This window comes from Burkholderia sp. MSMB1588 (assembly GCF_001546925.1).
Taxonomy (GTDB): Bacteria; Pseudomonadota; Gammaproteobacteria; order Burkholderiales; family Burkholderiaceae; genus Burkholderia; species Burkholderia humptydooensis.
The window spans coordinates 1,256,043-1,273,549 of record NZ_CM003770.1 but is presented as its reverse complement, the minus strand read 5'-3'; the positions used below and the strand labels follow the sequence as shown (position 1 = coordinate 1,273,549).

At 67.9% G+C, this 17,507-nt stretch carries 13 protein-coding genes and 1 pseudogene; 9 read left to right on the top strand and 5 right to left on the bottom strand.

Annotated elements, in window-relative coordinates:
* Positions 1–51: 51 nt before the first annotated feature.
* The 6 genes from potA (at position 52) to WS92_RS05260 (ending at position 7,535) form a co-directional block, all read left to right on the top strand.
* The gene (gene potA / locus WS92_RS05285; protein ID WP_006028525.1) at positions 52–1,206 is read left to right on the top strand and encodes an ABC transporter ATP-binding protein; all 1,155 of its coding nucleotides are present in this window, start codon (positions 52–54) and stop codon (positions 1,204–1,206) included.
* On the top strand, positions 1,203–2,183 hold the full coding sequence (locus WS92_RS05280; protein WP_015603585.1) for an ABC transporter permease subunit: 981 nt from the start codon (positions 1,203–1,205) through the stop codon (positions 2,181–2,183). The genes potA and WS92_RS05280 overlap by 4 nt, the downstream gene beginning before the upstream one ends.
* Complete coding sequence (locus WS92_RS05275; protein ID WP_015604027.1) at positions 2,180–3,109, top strand: ABC transporter permease subunit; 930 nt, start codon at positions 2,180–2,182, stop codon at positions 3,107–3,109. The genes WS92_RS05280 and WS92_RS05275 overlap by 4 nt, the downstream gene beginning before the upstream one ends.
* A 68-nt stretch (positions 3,110–3,177) precedes the next feature.
* Complete coding sequence (locus WS92_RS05270; protein WP_015603040.1) at positions 3,178–4,758, top strand: DUF3138 family protein; 1,581 nt, start codon at positions 3,178–3,180, stop codon at positions 4,756–4,758.
* Positions 4,759–4,872: 114 nt separating this feature from the next.
* Complete coding sequence (locus tag WS92_RS05265; protein WP_059934817.1) at positions 4,873–6,177, top strand: NAD(P)/FAD-dependent oxidoreductase; 1,305 nt, start codon at positions 4,873–4,875, stop codon at positions 6,175–6,177.
* Between the two features lie 65 nt (positions 6,178–6,242).
* Positions 6,243–7,535, top strand: a complete 1,293-nt coding sequence (locus WS92_RS05260) for an NAD(P)/FAD-dependent oxidoreductase (RefSeq protein WP_059934818.1) — start codon at positions 6,243–6,245, stop codon at positions 7,533–7,535.
* A gap of 87 nt (positions 7,536–7,622) precedes the next feature.
* On the opposite strand, the gene WS92_RS05255 is transcribed toward WS92_RS05260, so the two are convergent.
* The 3 genes and pseudogenes from WS92_RS05255 to polX all read right to left on the bottom strand — a co-directional run bounded on the left by WS92_RS05255 (position 7,623) and on the right by polX (position 11,760).
* Positions 7,623–9,398 (bottom strand): methyl-accepting chemotaxis protein, encoded by a 1,776-nt coding sequence (locus WS92_RS05255; RefSeq protein ID WP_015603278.1) that lies wholly within the window; start codon positions 9,396–9,398, stop codon positions 7,623–7,625.
* A gap of 302 nt (positions 9,399–9,700) precedes the next feature.
* Positions 9,701–9,856, bottom strand: a pseudogene (locus WS92_RS34275) (copper resistance protein CopD); the annotation flags it as partial.
* Between the two features lie 53 nt (positions 9,857–9,909).
* Positions 9,910–11,760: a DNA polymerase/3'-5' exonuclease PolX gene (polX, locus tag WS92_RS05250; RefSeq protein ID WP_059934819.1), complete on the bottom strand. Its 1,851-nt coding sequence runs from the start codon at positions 11,758–11,760 to the stop codon at positions 9,910–9,912.
* Positions 11,761–12,302: 542 nt separating this feature from the next.
* Between polX and WS92_RS05245 the strand changes: the two genes are divergently transcribed.
* On the top strand, positions 12,303–13,391 hold the full coding sequence (locus tag WS92_RS05245) for a serine hydrolase (RefSeq protein WP_059934820.1): 1,089 nt from the start codon (positions 12,303–12,305) through the stop codon (positions 13,389–13,391).
* Positions 13,392–13,431: 40 nt separating this feature from the next.
* On the opposite strand, the gene WS92_RS05240 is transcribed toward WS92_RS05245, so the two are convergent.
* Positions 13,432–14,508, bottom strand: a complete 1,077-nt coding sequence (locus tag WS92_RS05240; RefSeq protein WP_059934821.1) for a DHH family phosphoesterase — start codon at positions 14,506–14,508, stop codon at positions 13,432–13,434.
* A gap of 197 nt (positions 14,509–14,705) precedes the next feature.
* Positions 14,706–15,323 (bottom strand): DJ-1/PfpI family protein, encoded by a 618-nt coding sequence (locus WS92_RS05235; RefSeq protein ID WP_059934822.1) that lies wholly within the window; start codon positions 15,321–15,323, stop codon positions 14,706–14,708.
* A gap of 88 nt (positions 15,324–15,411) precedes the next feature.
* Between WS92_RS05235 and WS92_RS05230 the strand changes: the two genes are divergently transcribed.
* Both WS92_RS05230 and WS92_RS05225 read left to right on the top strand, forming a co-directional pair.
* The gene (locus WS92_RS05230) at positions 15,412–16,746 is read left to right on the top strand and encodes an aminotransferase-like domain-containing protein (RefSeq protein ID WP_059934823.1); all 1,335 of its coding nucleotides are present in this window, start codon (positions 15,412–15,414) and stop codon (positions 16,744–16,746) included.
* Between the two features lie 292 nt (positions 16,747–17,038).
* Positions 17,039–17,422, top strand: a complete 384-nt coding sequence (locus tag WS92_RS05225) for a hypothetical protein (RefSeq protein ID WP_006028513.1) — start codon at positions 17,039–17,041, stop codon at positions 17,420–17,422.
* Positions 17,423–17,507 lie beyond the last annotated feature (85 nt).

The window sequence follows — 17,507 nt, the reverse complement described above, 5'->3', positions numbered from 1 at the left end:
TCGCGCGGGAGCGCTCATGCCTGCGATCCCCAAACGAAGGATGGCTACTTCATGAAATCGACGCCTTCAATCGACACCGCGCAACTGGCGCGTCCCCCGGTCGCCACGCCGGCCGGAACGAACGAGTTCGTCCGCATCGAGAATGTCGTGAAAAAATTCGGAGACAGCACCGCCGTCGACAACGTCAATCTGTCGATCGCGAAAAACGAGCTGTTCGCGCTGCTCGGCAGCTCCGGCTGCGGCAAGTCCACGCTGCTGCGGATGCTCGCCGGGCTCGAGACGGCCACGTCCGGGCGCATCTTCGTCGACGGCGAGGATCTCGCGGCGCTGCCGCCGTATCGGCGGCCCGTCAACATGATGTTCCAGTCGTACGCGCTCTTCCCGCACATGAGCGTCGAGTCGAACGTCGCGTTCGGCCTGAAGCAGGAAGGCACGCCGAAGCAGGAGATCCGAGAGCGCGTCGCCGACGCGCTGAACCTCGTGCAGATGGGCCGCTACGCGCAGCGCAAGCCGCATCAACTCTCGGGCGGCCAGCAGCAGCGCGTCGCGCTCGCGCGCTCGCTCGTCAAGCGGCCGAAGCTGCTGCTGCTCGACGAGCCGATGTCCGCGCTCGACAAGAAGATCCGCCAGAAGACGCAGCTCGAGCTCGTCAACATCATCGAGAAGGTCGACGTGACCTGCGTGATGGTCACGCACGATCAGGAAGAGGCGATGACGATGGCAAGCCGCCTCGCGGTGATGAGCGAAGGCCGGATCGTGCAGATCGGCACGCCGAGCCAGGTCTACGAATTCCCGAACAGCCGCTTCTCGGCCGAATTCATCGGCTCGACGAACCTGTTCGAGGGCGTCGTCGTCGAGGACGAGCCCGATCACATCTTCGTCGAAAGCGAGGATCTCGAAGCGCGGATGTACGTGAGCCACGGCGTCACGGGCCCGCTCGGGATGCCGGTCGGCATCTCGGTGCGGCCGGAGCGCGTGCGCGTGTCGCGCGAGAAGCCGGCCGAGCCGCACAACTGGGCGCGCGGCGTCGTCACCGACGTCGCGTACATGGGCAGCTATTCGCTGTACCACGTGCGCCTGCCGAGCGGCAAGACGGTCATGTCCAATCTTTCCAGCTCGCACCTGATGCAGGACGGTGCGCCCGCGTACAACGACGACGTGTTCGTCTCCTGGTCGCCCGCAAGCGGCGTGGTGCTCACGCAATGAGAACGTCTCCCTCCTCCTCCCTCGCGGCGGCTACGCCCGCCGCCCGCGGCGCGGCGCCCGTGCGCGCGCGCGTCGCGCGCCTCGCGGCGCGCTTCACGCCGTCTGGCCGCGGCGTCGCGATCGGCGTGCCGTTCCTGTGGCTCGCGCTGTTCTTCGCATTGCCGTTCGTGCTCGTGCTGAAGATCAGCTTCGCCGATCAGGTGATGGGCATCCCGCCGTACACGGCGCTGATGAGCGTCAAGGACGGCGCGGTGCAATTCGCGCTGCAGCTCGGCCATTACGCGTTCCTGCTGCAGGACAGCCTCTATGTCGCGACCTATGTCAGCTCACTGAAGATGGCCGCGGTCTCGACGCTCCTGTGCCTGCTGATCGGCTATCCGATGGCGTACTACATCGCGCGCTCCGCGCCCGCGACGCGCAACCTGCTGATGATGGGCGTGATGCTGCCGTTCTGGACGTCGTTCCTGATCCGCGTCTACGCATGGATCGGCATCCTGAAGGACGATGGCCTGCTGAATCACGCGCTGATCGCGATCGGCCTGATCCACTCGCCGCTGCGCCTCTATCACACCGATGCGGGCGTCTACATCGGGATGGTCTATTCGTACCTGCCGTTCATGGTGATGCCGCTCTACGCGCACCTCGTGAAGATGGACCTCACGCTGCTCGAGGCCGCCTACGACCTCGGCGCGAAGCCCTGGGTCGCGTTCACGCGGATCACGCTGCCGCTGTCGAAGAACGGAATCATCGCGGGCAGCCTGCTCGTGTTCATTCCCGCCGTCGGCGAATACGTGATCCCGGAGCTGCTCGGCGGCGCCGACACGCTGATGATCGGCCGCGTGATGTGGGACGAGTTCTTCAACAACATGGACTGGCCGATGGCCTCCGCGGTGACGGTCGCGATGGTGCTGCTGCTCCTCGTGCCGATGGCCGTGTTCCAGTACTACCAGGTGAAGGAGCTGGAGGACGCGAAATGATCAAGCCCAACAAGCCGCTTTCCGCCGGCGTGCTGACGCTCGGCTTCCTGTTCCTCTACATCCCGATCGTGAGCCTCGTCGTCTATTCGTTTAACGAATCGAAGCTCGTCACGGTCTGGTCCGGCTTCTCGCTGAAGTGGTACGCGGCGCTCCGGCAGGACGACGAGCTGCTGACGAGCGCGTGGCTATCGCTGAAGATCGGCCTGTTGACCGCGTTCGCCTCCGTGTTCATCGGCACGTGGGCGGGCTTCGTGCTCGCGCGCTTCGGACGCTTTCGCGGCTTCACGCTGTATACCGGGATGATCAACGCGCCGCTCGTGATTCCCGAAGTGATCCAGGGGATCTCGCTGTTGCTGCTGTTCGTCGCGCTCGAGCAGATGCTCGGCTGGCCCAGGGGGCGCGGGATGGTGACGATCTGGATCGGTCACGTGATGCTGTGCGTGTCGTACGTCGCGATCATCGTGCAGTCGCGCGTCAAGGAGCTGAACAAGTCGCTCGAAGAAGCGGCGCTCGATCTCGGCGCGACGCCGCTCAAGGTGTTCTTCGTGATCACGCTGCCGCTGATCTCGCAGGCGCTGCTGTCCGGCTGGCTGCTGTCGTTCACGCTGTCGATCGACGATCTCGTGCTGTCCGCGTTCCTGTCCGGCCCAGGCTCGACGACGCTGCCGCTCGTCGTGTTCTCGCGCGTGCGTCTCGGCCTGAATCCCGAAATGAACGCGCTCGCGACGCTCTTCATCACCGCGGTAACGATCGGCGTGATCGTCGTCAACCAGATGATGCTGAGCCGCGAGCGCCGACGCGCGCGCGACATGCGCCAGGCGTTCGCGCAGCCCGCGCCGTCCGACTCGCCCGAATCCGACGCGGCCGGCGGCGCGCCGCGCGCGCCGCAAACCGCGGCGACGCGCAAATCGCTCGGCACGGCCTGACGACGCCCCGCTCGCCCGAACGCGCATCGAATCGAAGTCCCTCGCAATACGACACCCAGGAGAATCGCATGAAGAAGAAGTTAATCTGTCTGCTCGTGGCCGGGTCGCTGCCCGGCTTCGCGGGCGCCGCGTCGACGAGTGCGCAGATCAAGGCGCTGCAGGCGCAGTTGAACGCGCTGCAGGCGCAGATGAAGGAGCTGCGCGCCGCGCTCGCTTCGCAGCACGGCGCGACGGGCGGCGGCGCCGCTGCGGGCACGGGGGCGGCAACCGCGGCGGCCGCCGCGGCGCCCGTCGACGAATCGTCGCCGGACTACGGCCGCGCGCCTGCGACGCTGACGAACGACGACGTCACGCAGATGAAGCAGCAGATCGCGAATCAGCAACTGAAGGTCGATTCGCTGACCGACGCGGCGAACACCGGGCCGATCGCGGGCCTCTCGGTGACGGGCTACATCGATCCGACCTACGTGTTCAACCGCGCGGCGGGCACGTCGTCGTTCCTGTTCGCGAACCACGAGAGCAACTACAACTACTTCAACAGCACATTCGGCGACCTCTACCTCGACATCAAGAAGACGTTCGGCGTCGGCCCGATGGCGCCGTCGGCCGAGATCACGCTGATGCCGAATCGCGGCAACGGCATCACGCTCCTGCAGAACTCGCGCGGCAACATCGGCAACAACATCCTCAACACCGCCGTCGTCAACGTGCCGCTCAGCGCGACCACGACGCTCGTCGCGGGCCTCATGCCGAGCTTCGGCGGCTACGAGGTGCAGCAGTCGAACCAGATGCTCACGCTCACGCACAACCTGCTGTACGACTTCTCCGATCCGGGCAGCTACATCGGCGTCGGCGCGAACTACACGAAGGGCAACTGGGCGTGGAAGTTCCTGCTCGGCAACGAGCAGTACCGCACGTACGGCTCGGTCACGCAGACGGGCACGAATGCGCTCGGCGACCCGATCACGACGAGCAACAAGGTGCCGACGTTCACCGCGCGCGTCGACTACACGTGGTCGAGCGCGCTCGATCTCGGCGGCTCGTTCAACATCGGGCGGCAGACGCTCGGCAGCGCGACGACGCAGTCGGGCGCGGTCGTCTACGGTCCGGGCGGCCAGTCGTCGAGCCCGTACGGCACGTTCTTCTTCGCCGAAGCGGATGCGACATACACGCTCGCCGACATTCAGTACAACGCGGAAATCGACTACGGCCAGCAGCAGCACGCCGCGTTCAACGGCGGCCGCGCGCAGTGGTACGGCTTGTCGCTGCTCGCGCACCGCAAGTTCAACGTGCCGGTGCTCGGCCGGATGGGCGCGACGCTGCGCTACGACTTCCTCGCGAACAGCAAGAACGGGGGCGGCGGCGGCGGGGTCGCGCTCAACGGCAACGGGATGGATACCGCAGACGGCTTCGGCATCGATGCGGACTGCCTCGCGACATCGAAGGCGAACGGCGGCCTCGGCTTCGAGTGCAAGGGCGCGAACCGGCAGGACGTCGCGCTCGACCTGCTGTTCTACCCGACGCAGCAGATCACCGTGAAGGTCGAATACCGGCACGACTGGGCGAACAACAAGGTGTTCCTGCGGAACGACGGCTCGTACAGCAAGTCCAACGATCTGCTTGCGACGCAGTTCATCTACTCGTTCTGACGTCAATGGCGCGACGCGCGTGCGTTTGCGCCACAACCTTTCTCTGAAGCATCACGCGCCGCGACTGCACGACGTCGCGACGCGTGCATGCCGAACGACTTTCGCGTTTTGCCCATGATCGACACCTTCGCCCGCCGCGCCGACGCGCTCGCCCGCCGCTCATACTACGAAGCCACCATCCGCCGCCCGGCCGACGACCCGGTGCTCGACGATGCGCTCGACGTCGACGTCTGCGTGATCGGCGCCGGATTCGCCGGCCTGTCGACTGCGCTCGACTGCCGCGCGCGCGGCCTGTCGGTCGCCGTGCTCGACGCATACCGGCCTGGCTGGGGCGCGTCCGGCCGCAACGGCGGGCAGTTGATCGCGGGCTTCGCGAAGGACGGCGAAATCGAGCGCCAGCTCGGCATCGAAGGCGCGCGCGAAGCATGGGCGCTGTCGCTCGAGGCGCTCGCGCTCGTCGACGAGCGCATCGCGCGCTACGGCATCGACTGCGACCTCACGCGCGGCTATCTGACCGTCGCGACGCATCCGCGCCGCGTGCCGGAGCTGCGGCAGTGGATGGATAGCGCGACGTCGCGCTGGGGACATCCGTCGCTCGAATGGCTCGATGCGCACGCGGTTCGCGCGCGCATCGCGTCGCCGCGCTATGTCGCCGGCGTCCACGATCCGCTGTCCGGGCATCTGCATCCGCTCAAATACTGCATCGGTCTCGCCGACGCGGCGCGGCGCGAAGGTGCGCGGCTGTTCTCGCACACGCCCGCACTCGAAGTCGCGCGCGGCGCGCGGCCCGTCGTGCGCACGCCGTCGGGCGAGGTGCGCTGCCGCTACGTCGTCGCGTGCTGCAACGCGGGCCCGGGCGGCGTGCTGCCCGCCGCGGCGGCCGCGCGCATCGCGCCCGTCGCGTCGTACATCGTCGCGACCGAGGCGCTCGGCGCCGACCGCGCGAACGCGCTGATCTCCCGGCGCGACGCGGTCTGCGACAACAACTTCTTTCTCGATTACTTCCGGCTGTCCGCCGACCACCGGATGCTGTTCGGCGGCCGCGCGAGCTCGGCGGGCGCGTCGCCCGACGCGCTCGTCGGCGCGATACGCAGCCGGATGATCGGCGCGTTCCCGCAGCTCGCCGACGTGCGCATCGAATTCGCATGGGGCGGCTTCGTCGACGTGACCCGCAACCGCGCGCCGGATTTCGGCGCGATCGATCCGAACTACTTCTATCTCCAGGGCTTCAGCGGCCACGGCGTCGCGCTGACCGGCATCGCGGGCCGCATCGTCGCGCACGCGATCGCGGGCGACGCGCGCGCGTTCGATCTGTTCGCGCGGCTGCGACACCGACGCTTTCCCGGCGGCCCCGCGTGGCGGCAGCCCGCGCTCGCGCTCGGCATGCTGTATCACCGCGCGCGCGAGCTGCTGTTCTGAACGCGCGGGCTCGCCCGCGAGCGCGGCACCGCCGGCCCACCCACCAACCCATCGATCCATACGCCATGCTCGAGTTCATCAACCAACCGCACGCCCCGTCGTACTACGCGGCGACCGTCAACGACACCACCCGTCATCCGCCGCTGGAAGGCACGATCGACGCCGACGTCTGCGTGATCGGCGCGGGCCTGACCGGCGTGTCGGCCGCGCTCAATCTCGCCGAGCGCGGCCATTCGGTCGCGGTCGTCGAGGCGTCGAAGGTCGGATGGGCGGCGAGCGGGCGCAACGGTGGCCAGTTGATCGGCGGCTTCGCATGCGGAATCGACGCCTTCGAGCCGTATCTGAACGCCGACGAAATCCGGCTGATCTGGGACATGGGGCTCGAGACGCTGTCGATCGTCAAGGAAAGGATTGCGAAGCATGCGATCGACTGCGCGCTGATGCCCGGCTATCTGACCGCCGCGAACAAGCCGCGCGACGTCGATGCGCTGCGCCGCTCGCGCGACGAAGCGGCGCGCCGCTTCGGCTACAAGCGCTTGCGCTACGTCGAGCGCGACGCGCTCGCGCAATACGTGCAGTCGAGCCGCTATCTCGGCGGGCTCTTCGATCCGGACAGCGGCCATCTGCATCCGCTCAACTACACGCTCGGGCTCGCGCGCGCGGCCGTCGAAAGCGGCGCGCGCATCTACGAGGACAGCGCCGTCACGCGCATCGCGAACGAAGCCGGCGGGCACGTCGTGTCGACCGCGCGCGGCGCGGTCCGCGCGAAATTCGTCGTGCTCGCATGCAACGCGTTTCTCGGTGCGCTCGCACCCGCGCTGTCGCGCAAGATCATGCCGGTCGGCACCTACGTGATCGCGACCGAGCCGCTCGGCGAAGCGCGCGCGCACGCGTTGATGCCCGCGCAGGCCGCGATCTGCGACAGCCGCTTCGCGCTCGACTACTTCCGCCCCACGCCCGATACACGCCTGCTATGGGGCGGCAAGGTCAGCTATTCGACGCTCGAGCCGCGCGACCTCGCCGACGCGATGCGCCGCGACATGCTGAAGACCTTCCCGCAGCTCGCCGACGCGAAGGTCGACCATGCGTGGGGCGGCTTCGTCGACATCACGATGAACCGTGCGCCGCACTTCGGCCGGCTGTCGCCGACCGTCTATTTCGCGCAGGGCTTCTCCGGGCACGGCGTGAACACGACGGGGCTCGCGGGCAAGCTGATTGCCGAGGCGATCGACGGACAGGCCGCGCGCTTCGACGTGTTCGGCAAGATCCGCCATCGCGATTTTCCGGGCGGCGCGGCGCTCAGGATGCCGGCGCTCGTGCTCGCGATGGCGTGGTACCGGTTGCGCGATCTGCTGTGACGATGCGGGGCGCGCCGGCGTTCGGGAAACCTGACGAATGCCGCGGCCGATGACGTTGCGCGGCGATCGCGCGCCGTCATCCGGCGCTCAGAACGTTTCCCAGTCCGCGTTCGCATCCGCCGCCACCGTCGCGCGCGAAGCCGATGCGGCTGGCGCCGGCGCTGCGGCAACGGCGGCGGACGCGGCCGGCTTCGCGACGTCGAGCGTGCGCGCCGCGTGCGCGGCCCGTGCCGCCGGCGTCTTCGCCGCCGCGCGCGCCGGCGGCGCGGCCCGATGCGGCGGTGTCACCGGCTCCGCCGGCGAGCCGGCCGCGAGGCCATCGAGCCGGAAGAACGCGACCGCCTGCTTCAGCTCGCGCCCCTGCTCCTCGAGCGAATGCGAAGCGGCCGCCGCCTCCTCGACGAGCGCGGCGTTCTGCTGCGTGACTTCGTCCATCTGCGTGATCGCGAGATTGACCTGTTCGATGCCGCGGCTCTGCTCGGCCGACGCCGCCGCGATCTCGCCCATGATGTCGGTCACGCGCGCCACCGCCTGCGTGACCTCGGTCATCGTCCTGCCCGCTTCGCCGGCGAGCGTGGAGCCGTCGCGAATCTTCTGCACCGATGCGCTGATGAGCTCCTTGATCTCCTTCGCCGCGCTCGACGAACGCTGCGCGAGCCCGCGCACCTCGCCCGCGACGACCGCGAAGCCGCGGCCCTGCTCGCCCGCGCGCGCCGCCTCGACGGCCGCGTTCAGCGCGAGGATGTTGGTCTGGAACGCGATGCCTTCGATGATGCCGATGATTTCCGCGATCTTCGACGAACGCTCGCTGATATCGCTCATCGTATCGACGACCTGGCCGACGACCGTGCTGCCGCGCAGCGCGACGTCCGATGCATTCGACGCGAGCCCGCTCGCCTGCTGGGCGTTTTCCGCGTTCTGCCGGACGGTCGACGTGAGCTCTTCCATGCTCGACGCGGTCTCCTGCAGCGACGCCGCCTGCTCCTCGGTCCGCGACGACAGATCGAGGTTGCCGGCCGCGATCTGCCCGGACGCGGTCGCCACCGCGTCGCTGCCCATCCGCACGCGCTCGACGATGCCCTTCAGGCTGTCGTTCATGTCTCCGAGCGCCTTCAGCAACTGCCCCGTCTCGTCCTTCGACGTCGCGTCGATGTGCGCCGTCAGGTCGCCGTCGGCCACGGTGCGCGCGAACTTCACCGCGTCGCCCATCGGCTTCGTGATCGAACGCGAGATCAGCACGCCGAGCCATAGCACGACCGCGAGCACGACGGCGGCCGCCGACGCCTCGAGCGTCACCGCGCGATCGATGATGTCCTTCGCTTCGTTCGATCCCGCCTGTCCGAGATCGACATTGAACGCGCGGTGCGCGGCGAGCGCCGTGTTCACCTGCTGCGCGAGTTCGGTCATCCGCGTGCCCATCAGCTCGCCCGCTTCCTGTTTCTTGCCGTCGCGCGACAGCGCGAGCACGTTGTCGCGCATCGTGTCGAACTGGCTCATCAGCGCGCGATCCGCCGCGAGCAATTCCTTGTCCTTGTCGTTGGATAGCAGCGCGTCGTACTTCGAGAACTGGTTGTCCACATTGCGCCGCTCCTGCGCGATCTTCTGTTCGAGATCCCTGGTTTGATCGGCGTTTGTCGAGAACGCGTGCTGATTCACGAGCAGCAGCATCGAATCGAAAGCGCGCTGCGCATCGTCGAGCACGACGAAGCTCGGCACGGTGTTGACCGTCGAATAGCTGGCGGCCGTGTAGACGCGGCGGCTTTCGTAGATGCCGAAGCCGGTGATGGCGCACAGCGCGGTGAGCGCGGCAAGGATCAGCACGATCAGCCGGGCGCCGATCTTCATGTCGTAGAAGAGTTTCATGATGCAGACGCAGGTAACAGTGGGGAGGTGAACGGCTCGGTTGACGACATCGCGAAGGCGCGTTCGATGACGCGAGCCAATCGTATGAAAATTGATCGTGCTCCCGTCATGCATCTGTATGGTTGGAACGCACGCTTCGCATTGCCATCCGTCACCGTTAGCCCGGTATACGGCACGCATGGGCGTCGTCTGAAGTGCTGTTCGACAGATCGATTGCCGATCGATGATCGATGACAACGTGCATGCCGCAATCGCGGTTTCGTCTGCTGTTTGTCTGCTGTCTGTCTGCTGTTTTCCGGCTTTCAGAGCGCGCCCGGCAGCGCGCTCGACGCGAGCACCGCAGCCGCCGCAACCACGCCGAGCAACACGAGCGATTCGATTCGCAACACGGCGCCGAAGCGCCGCAATGGTCGGATGAATGCATCCGCATTCGTCGATGGCGGCTTGAACGCCGCGAGCCGCAGCGCGCGAATCAACCGGCGGCTGACTTGCGACTGCCGTGGCGGCGCGCTCAGGCCGCCCCGCGCGCGTTCTTCTTCGTGCGGCGCGCGCCGCCGTCATCAGTGCCGCGCACGGCCGTCCGCTTGGCCTGCGCACGCTTGGCCGGACCGCCCGCGGACGACGCCGCACCGCCCCCCATCGTCTGCGCGAGCAGCGGCCGCAACTGCGCGAGCGTGCGCGTGTTGAGCACCTGCTCCTTCGTCAGCCAGCCGCGCCGCGCCTGATCGACGCCGATCCCGAGATGGCCCAGATCCTCGCGACGGTGCGCATCCGAATCGATCGACACGAGCACGCCGGCCTCGGCCGCTTGCCGGCACCAGACGTCGGCGAGATCCAGCCGTTGCGGCTGCGCGTTCAGCTCCAGATGGCAGCCGCGTGCGCGCGCATGCTCGATCACGCGGGCGAGATCGATGTCGTATGCGTCGCGCTCGCCGAGCAGCCGCCCCGACGGATGCGCGAGGATCGTGAAATACGGATGGTCCATCGCGCGCAGCACGCGCGCGGTCTGCGCGGCGCGCGACAGATCGAAATGGCTGTGAACCGCGCCGACCACGAGATCGAGCCGCGCGAGCACGCCGTCGGGCAGATCGAGGCGGCCGTCCTCGAGGATGTCGACCTCGATCCCCTTCAGGAGCACGATGCCGTCGAGCGTTTCGTTCAACCGGTCGATCTCGTCGATTTGTCTGGCGAGACGGTCCGCGTCGAGACCGTGCGCGACGCCGAGCCGGCGCGAATGATCGGTGATCGCCAGATAGTCGAGGCCGCGCTTGCGCGCCTCGAGCGCCATGTCGTGCAGGCTGTCGCGCCCGTCGGTCGCGTTCGTGTGCGCATGCAGGTCGCCGCGCAAATGCTTGCGCTCGACGAGCGTCGGCAGCCGGCCCTCGCGCGCGGCTTCGATCTCGCCCTGGTTCTCGCGCAGTTCGGGCGGCACCCAGGCGAGGCCGATCGATGCGTAGACCGATTCCTCGGTCGCGCCGGCGATGCGCCGCTCGCCGTTGAACACGCCGTATTCGTTGATCTTCAGGTCGCGTGCCTGCGCGATGCGCCGCATCGCGATGTTGTGCGCCTTCGATCCGGTGAAGTAGACGAGCGCCGCGCCGAGCGACACCGGCGACACGACGCGCAGATCGACCTGAATGCCGCAGCGAAGCACGATGCTCGAGCGCGTGTCGCCGCTCGCGAGCACGCGCGCGACTTCGTCGTACGCGACGAAGCGCGCCGACACCTTCGCCGGATCGCTCGACGTAACGACGATGTCGAGATCGCCGACGGTCTCGCGCCGCCTGCGGAAGCTGCCGGCCGCGACCGCCTCGGACACGCACGGCGTCTCGCGCAGATAGGTGAGGAGCGGCGTCAGGTATTGCGTCGCGAACGACAGCAGGAACCGCTGCGACTTGCGCCGCAGCCGCGCGCCGATCGCCTCCGCGATGTGCGCCTCGGTTTTCTCGCCGAAGCCGGGCAGCCCGCGGATCTTGCCGTTCTCGGCCGCGTCCTTCAATTGCTCGAGCGTCTCGACATGCAGCGCGTCGTGCAGCGCGCGCACGCGCTTCGCGCCGAGCCCAGGCACGCCGAGCAGTTCGACGATCGCGGGCGAAAGCGCCCGGCGCAGTTGCTGCTGCAGCTCGCAGGTGCCGGTCGTCGCGATCTCGCGCAGCTTGTTGGCGAGATCGGAGCCGATCGTCGGGATGTCGTCGAGGCTCCTGCCGTCGGCGATCATCGCGCCGATGTCGCGGCCGAGCCCGCCGACCGTGCGCGACGCGTTGCGGTACGCGCGCACGCGAAACGGATTGGCGCCCTGTATCTCGAGCAAGTCGGCGATCTCCGCGAAGACCGCCGCGAAATCGGCATTGTGGATCGGCATGGTCGACCTCCCGTCACATGGACGGCGGCGCGGACCGGCGCGATGCGCGGCCGCGCGTGCATCGCGCGCTTTCATCTTGGGCCGTGCGCGGACGCCGGCGGCCGCGCACGCCGGCTCCCGGCATCGCGCTGCGCTCGCTCGACGCCCGGCACGACAAGCCCAGCATAGGCCGCGCGCGGCACCCGCCATTGCGTTGGATCAATCGGCATCGTCTCGCATATTTCGTGCGCGCGCAGCCGACGCGCGCATCGGAAACAGGACCGGGAAAACGGTGCGGGAATCCCGGCTGCCGGGCGGGATCGATTCCAGAACGAAGTGCGCCAGGGGCGCGGCGCGCTTCGTCGCGCGACCTTCCCGCGGCGTGAATTTCCTCATCCGACAGGAATGCAAAACGATCGTTTCAAATTAAATAATTTGGATGAGGAATATTCCCTATGTCACTGTAATTGCTACCGTAATAGGCCGTTACTATAATCGTTCCAAAGCCGGCATCCAAAAACAGGGGCGCCATGAAAGCGACACCGTTTTCCTCGTTGAAAGCGATGTGTGGATTCGTACTTCGTATGTCGAAACGAACGGTGTTGCCGATCGTCCTCGCATCCGTACTCGCCGTTCCGTCGTTCGGCGCGCAGGCGAAATCGCCCGTGTCGAAGCGGCATCCCGCGGCTGCCGCTTCGATTCGCACCGCCAGTTTTCATCCGCAGCCGGGCCACGCGTCGCTCGCGCGGCACGCGCTCGCCACGCACCACATGAGGGCCGGCCGCTACCGGCTGGCGGGCGGCATGCGCCGCGTGGCGTTCTCGCCGCGCGCGCCGCTCGGCGGCCGCGCGTTCGAGCCGCGCGACATGCCGCGACTGTTCGGACTCCGGTCGAACATCGTCTACATGGTCGACCAGCACACGGGCGAAGCGCTGTTCGACCGGAATTCGCAGTCGGTCGCGCCGATCGCGTCGGTGACGAAGCTGATGACCGCGATGGTCGTGCTCGATTCGAAGGCGCCGCTCGACGAGCCGATCGAAGTGACCGACGACGATCGCGATCAGGACAAGTTCACGGGCTCGCGCCTCGCGATCGGCTCGACGCTCACTCGCGACGACATGCTCCACATCGCGCTGATGGCGTCCGAGAATCGCGCCGCGGCGGCACTGTCGCGCTACTATCCGGGCGGCCGCGACGCATTCGTCGACGCGATGAACCAGAAGGCGCGATCGCTCGGCATGGTCGACACGCATTTCGAGAATCCGACCGGGCTGTCGAAACACAATGTGTCGACCGCACGCGATCTCGTGAAGATGGTCGAGGCCGCTTACCAGTACCCGTTGATCCGCCAGTATTCGACCGATCTGAAATACGACGTCGACACGGGCCTGCGCACGCTCTACTACCACAGCACGAACATCCTGCTGCGCGACGATGACTGGAACATCGGCGTGCAGAAGACGGGCTATATCAAGGAGTCCGGCATTTGCCTCGTGATGCAGACGACGATCGACGGGCGCGATGTCGTGATGGTGCTGCTCGATTCGGCCGGGCGGCATTCCGACTTCTTCGACGCCGCGCGGCTGCGCACGATGCTGACGTCGGGCGGCGCGCACGTGACGGAAGCGAATTCGGCGGCAAGCGGCAATTGACGCGACGCGCGCGGCCGGCCGTGTCCGCCGCCCGCGCGTCTTACGCGCTTTCGGCGGGCGCGTCGAAGCTCGCGCGGAATTGCGCGGCGAACTCGTCGACCCGATCGGCCGGCAGAGAGTTGACGCCCGCCGCGCGCTTGCGTCCGCCGCCCGTTTCGAAGCGTCGGCAGAAATCGTCCGCCCCGATCGTGCCGCTCTCCGGCACGCGCACGCTGACGACGTAGCTGCCGTCCGTCCTCGGACTCAGAATCGCCAGCGCGCACGCCGGATGCTCGCGCACGAGCTCGTTCGCAAGCACGCCGGTCACGCGGCGCGCCCAGCGCTCGGCGGGCAGCACGAGCATGATCGCGCGCGACGCGGCCACCGCCGGGCGCACCGCGCGCGCGCAGCGCAGGTCGGCGTCATAGCCGTCGCTCAGCACGCGCAGCACGTCGGTGCTGTCGATGAAGTCGAGCGGCTCCGCGAACGGCTGCATCATCTCCGCCAATGCGGCGGGATCGAAATGCAGATCGTCGACGTGCTCGCCGTACGCGTTGTAGTTCAGGCACAAACCGAGCCGCGCGTATCGCTCGAGCGCCGCCGGCGCGATGCGATGCGCGCGCGCGAGCGTCTCGCCGAGCCGCGGCAGCGCGTCGCCGAACGCCGCGACGATCGCCCAGCGCGCGTGGCGTCCGTTCAGGTAGCGATCGACGATCGCGCTCGTGCAGACGTCGGCGGCGGTGTCGATGTACGCGTGAAAATTCGGATGGTCGGGCAACGCGCCCGCGAAGTGATGGTCGAAGTAGCGCAACCGCGCGCCCGCCGCGAGCAGCCGCCCGACGTCCGCGCGGTTCTGATCGTGCGATACGTCGAGGACCGTGACCTCGTCGCCGGCGGCGGCCGACACGCGGCCCAGCAATCGGATGTCCCGCTTGACGCCCGTCACCAGCGTGCCGCCCGGCCCTTCGGCAAGGCGCAACTGCTGCAATGCGCACAGGCCGTCGGCGTCGCCGTTGAACGCGAAGATCCTCGCGGGCGACGTGCGCGCGGCGACGCCGCCCGCGGCGGCGGCCGCGGCTTCGTCGATTGTCGCTTGCGGGCCGCGATGCGCGCGGCGGGCGATGCCGGAAGTCAACATGGGTCTCCTGAAGGCGGGCGAGCGGCTCGCGAGGCGTTTCGCCGGAATGCGGCGTGGCGTCGGTCGTCGGTCGTCGGTCGTGAGTCAACCGTTCAGCATGTTCGACGTTCTGCATTCGTCATTCGACGCACCACGATTGTATCGCTTCGCCGTCGATCGACCGAGTCGACCGCACCGACATGCGCGCCGCCCTTCGCTCACGCGGCCGTCGCCGAAGCGGCCAGATACGGCACGACATGCGCCATCGCCCGCGACACGTAAGCCTCCTTCTCGCCGACGGGCGCGACGTAATGCAACGCGCGCTCCGCCGCTTCCCGCCCGTCGAGACGCGCAATGACCCACGCAGCCAGGTAATGCGACGCGAGGCAGCCGCCCGCCGTCGCGACGTTGCCGTTCGCGAAGAACGGCCGGTTCAGCACGTCGACGCCGGCCTCCTGCACCCACGGCTTCGTCGTGAGATCGGTGCACGCCGGCACGCCGTCGAGCAGCCCGAGCTTCGCGAGCACGAGCGTGCCCGAGCACTGCGCGCCCAGCAACTGCCGGGCCGGATCGAGCCGCAGTTGCGCGAGCAGCGCGGCGTCGGCCACGACTTCGCGCGTGCGCGTGCCGCTGCCGATGAGCACCGCGTCGGCGTCGTTCGCGTTGCGCAGCGACGCCTGCGCGTCGATCGCGACGCCGTTCATCGAGCGCACGCGCGGCGTCGGGCTCGCGATCGACACTCGCCAGCCCGGCTTCTTCACGCAGTTGAGAATGCCGACCGCGATCAGCGAATCAAGCTCGTTGAAGCCTTCGAAAGTCAGAATGGCGATATGCATGGCGTCGTCTCCGTCGCGGGTCGATTGCAACGACGCATCGTATGTCCGAGAATCGATACAATCAAATAATTGTCATGGATACATCGGCATGGCCCACGCCCGCTACAAACGCCTCGTCGACACGCTCGCCGCCGACATCCGCTCGGGCCGCCTGCCGCCCGGCACGCGTCTGCCGACGCATCGCAAGCTCGCGGCCGCCGAGGGCCTCGCGCTCGTCACCGCGACGCGCGTCTATGCGGAGCTCGAGGCGATGGGGCTCGTGAGCGGCGAGACCGGCCGCGGCACGTTCGTCCGGGAAACCGCGCTGCCGCGCGGGCTCGGCATCGACCAGCACGCGAGCGCCGCCGGCGTCGTCGATCTCGCCTTCAACTATCCGTCGCTGCCCGAGCAGGCCGAACTGCTGCGCGGTGCGCTGCGGCAGCTTGCGTCGTCGGGCGACCTCGACGCGCTGCTGCGCTATCAGCCGCACGGCGGACGATGGCACGAGCGCACGTCGGTCGCCCGCCATCTCGCGTGCCGCGGGCTGCCGGTCGACGCGCCGCGCGTGGCGATCGTCAATGGCGCGCAGCACGGGCTCGCCGTGGCCGCGATGGCGCTGCTGCAGCCCGGCGACGTCGTCGCCGTCGACGCGCTCACTTATCCGGGCTTCAAGGTCGTCGCCGATGCGCAGCGTCTCGAGCTCGCGCCGGTTCCGGCGTCCGGCCAGGGCCCCGACCTCGACGCGCTCGAGCGCCTCTGCGAAACGCGGCGCGTGCGCGCGGTGTACGCAATGCCGACGCTGCACAATCCGCTCGGCTGGGTGATGAGCGCGCGCCGCCGGCGCCGGCTCGTCGCGATCGCTCGCCGCCACGGGCTGCTGATCATCGAGGACGGCGCGTATGCATTCCTCGCCGACGATCCGCCCGCGCCGATCGCCGCGCTCGCGCCGGAGGCGACCGTCTACGTGTCCGGGCTGTCGAAGAACGTCGCGACCGGGCTGCGCGTCGGCTTCGTCGCGGCGCCCGAGCAATGGATGCCGGCGATCGAGCGCGCGATCCGGGGCACGACATGGAACACGCCCGGCGTGATGACGGCGATCGCATGCGGCTGGCTCGACGACGGGACGGTCGCGCGCCTCGAGGCGGACAAGCGCCGCGACGCGGCGGCGCGGCAGGCGATCGCGACCGGCGCGTTCGCGGGGCTGCGCTGCGTCCGCCATCCGGCGTCGTATTTCGTGTGGCTGCCGCTCGCCGACGATGCGCGGGCCGACCGCGTCGCGATGGCGCTGATGCGCGAGCGGGTGGCGGTGTCGACCGCCGAGCCGTTCGCGACGTCCGCGCACGTGCCGCACGCGATCCGCGTCGCGCTCGGGTCCGTCGATCCGCAAACGCTGCGCGATGCGCTGCGCAAGGTCAGGCGGGCGATCGACGCGTATTCGTATTAGGACGCGTGCCGGCCTGCGCGCGCGATTCCCCGGCTGGCGTCGGAGCAGAAATCAAACCGTCCGGCCGTTACCGGTCTTGCGACCGATGATCGAAGGCCGATTGACCGCCCTACCAGAACTCATAGTCGACAAAACACTTTCCGCGCACAACCATACATGGACGAGGCGAACATACGTACCCCGCCGCCTCCTTTCATTCGCGCGCCGGCCGCACGCCGCACCCTCTCGCCCCATCCGGCGGCATTCGCGAAATAGCGCATTCGATTCCCCCAGCGAACAAGAGGAATTCACGATGAGCACCGACATCACCTATACCGAATCAGCCATTTCGTCATCCCCGTCCACGTTCAGCGCCAATTTCGCTTATGACTCGGACTGGCGGCCGGCGGACAACACGATCAATACGAGCCTCATCTTCAAACACAATTTGAAATGCATCCCGTATCCGGTCTGCCTGTTCTTCTCGCCCGATCAGGAAAAGGTTTACCCCCTGATCTGGAGCTACTATGGACCGACTTCCGGAAACCCCGCGTCGATCAGGATCGACGAGACGAAGGTCACGCTTTCGATCAGCAGCGGAATCCCGTTGCACGGTTTTTTCGAGCCTCAGACGGGCGGCTGGACCTACTGGCGATCCGGATTTTTCAGAGTCGCCATTCCGAGCCAGTCTCGCTGAAGCATCTGATTCGTTTCGAATCGGCCGTCGGAGGATCGACAGACGGCCAACTGCCGACGAGGACGTCGAGCGCAGCGCGCGGCGC

What these genes read in the sequence shown, in the direction of transcription:
- WS92_RS05255 (WP_015603278.1), bottom strand. Translation starts at nt 9,398, where the DNA reads ATGAAACTCTTCTACGACATGAAGATCGGCGCCCGGCTGATCGTGCTG.
- WS92_RS05235 (WP_059934822.1), bottom strand. Translation starts at nt 15,323, where the DNA reads ATGCATATCGCCATTCTGACTTTCGAAGGCTTCAACGAGCTTGATTCG.
- polX (WP_059934819.1), bottom strand. Translation starts at nt 11,760, where the DNA reads ATGCCGATCCACAATGCCGATTTCGCGGCGGTCTTCGCGGAGATCGCC.
- WS92_RS05275 (WP_015604027.1), top strand. Translation starts at nt 2,180, where the DNA reads ATGATCAAGCCCAACAAGCCGCTTTCCGCCGGCGTGCTGACGCTCGGC.
- WS92_RS05280 (WP_015603585.1), top strand. Translation starts at nt 1,203, where the DNA reads ATGAGAACGTCTCCCTCCTCCTCCCTCGCGGCGGCTACGCCCGCCGCC.
- WS92_RS05265 (WP_059934817.1), top strand. Translation starts at nt 4,873, where the DNA reads ATGATCGACACCTTCGCCCGCCGCGCCGACGCGCTCGCCCGCCGCTCA.
- WS92_RS05270 (WP_015603040.1), top strand. Translation starts at nt 3,178, where the DNA reads ATGAAGAAGAAGTTAATCTGTCTGCTCGTGGCCGGGTCGCTGCCCGGC.
- WS92_RS05230 (WP_059934823.1), top strand. Translation starts at nt 15,412, where the DNA reads ATGGCCCACGCCCGCTACAAACGCCTCGTCGACACGCTCGCCGCCGAC.
- WS92_RS05240 (WP_059934821.1), bottom strand. Translation starts at nt 14,508, where the DNA reads ATGTTGACTTCCGGCATCGCCCGCCGCGCGCATCGCGGCCCGCAAGCG.
- potA (WP_006028525.1), top strand. Translation starts at nt 52, where the DNA reads ATGAAATCGACGCCTTCAATCGACACCGCGCAACTGGCGCGTCCCCCG.
- WS92_RS05225 (WP_006028513.1), top strand. Translation starts at nt 17,039, where the DNA reads ATGAGCACCGACATCACCTATACCGAATCAGCCATTTCGTCATCCCCG.
- WS92_RS05260 (WP_059934818.1), top strand. Translation starts at nt 6,243, where the DNA reads ATGCTCGAGTTCATCAACCAACCGCACGCCCCGTCGTACTACGCGGCG.
- WS92_RS05245 (WP_059934820.1), top strand. Translation starts at nt 12,303, where the DNA reads ATGTGTGGATTCGTACTTCGTATGTCGAAACGAACGGTGTTGCCGATC.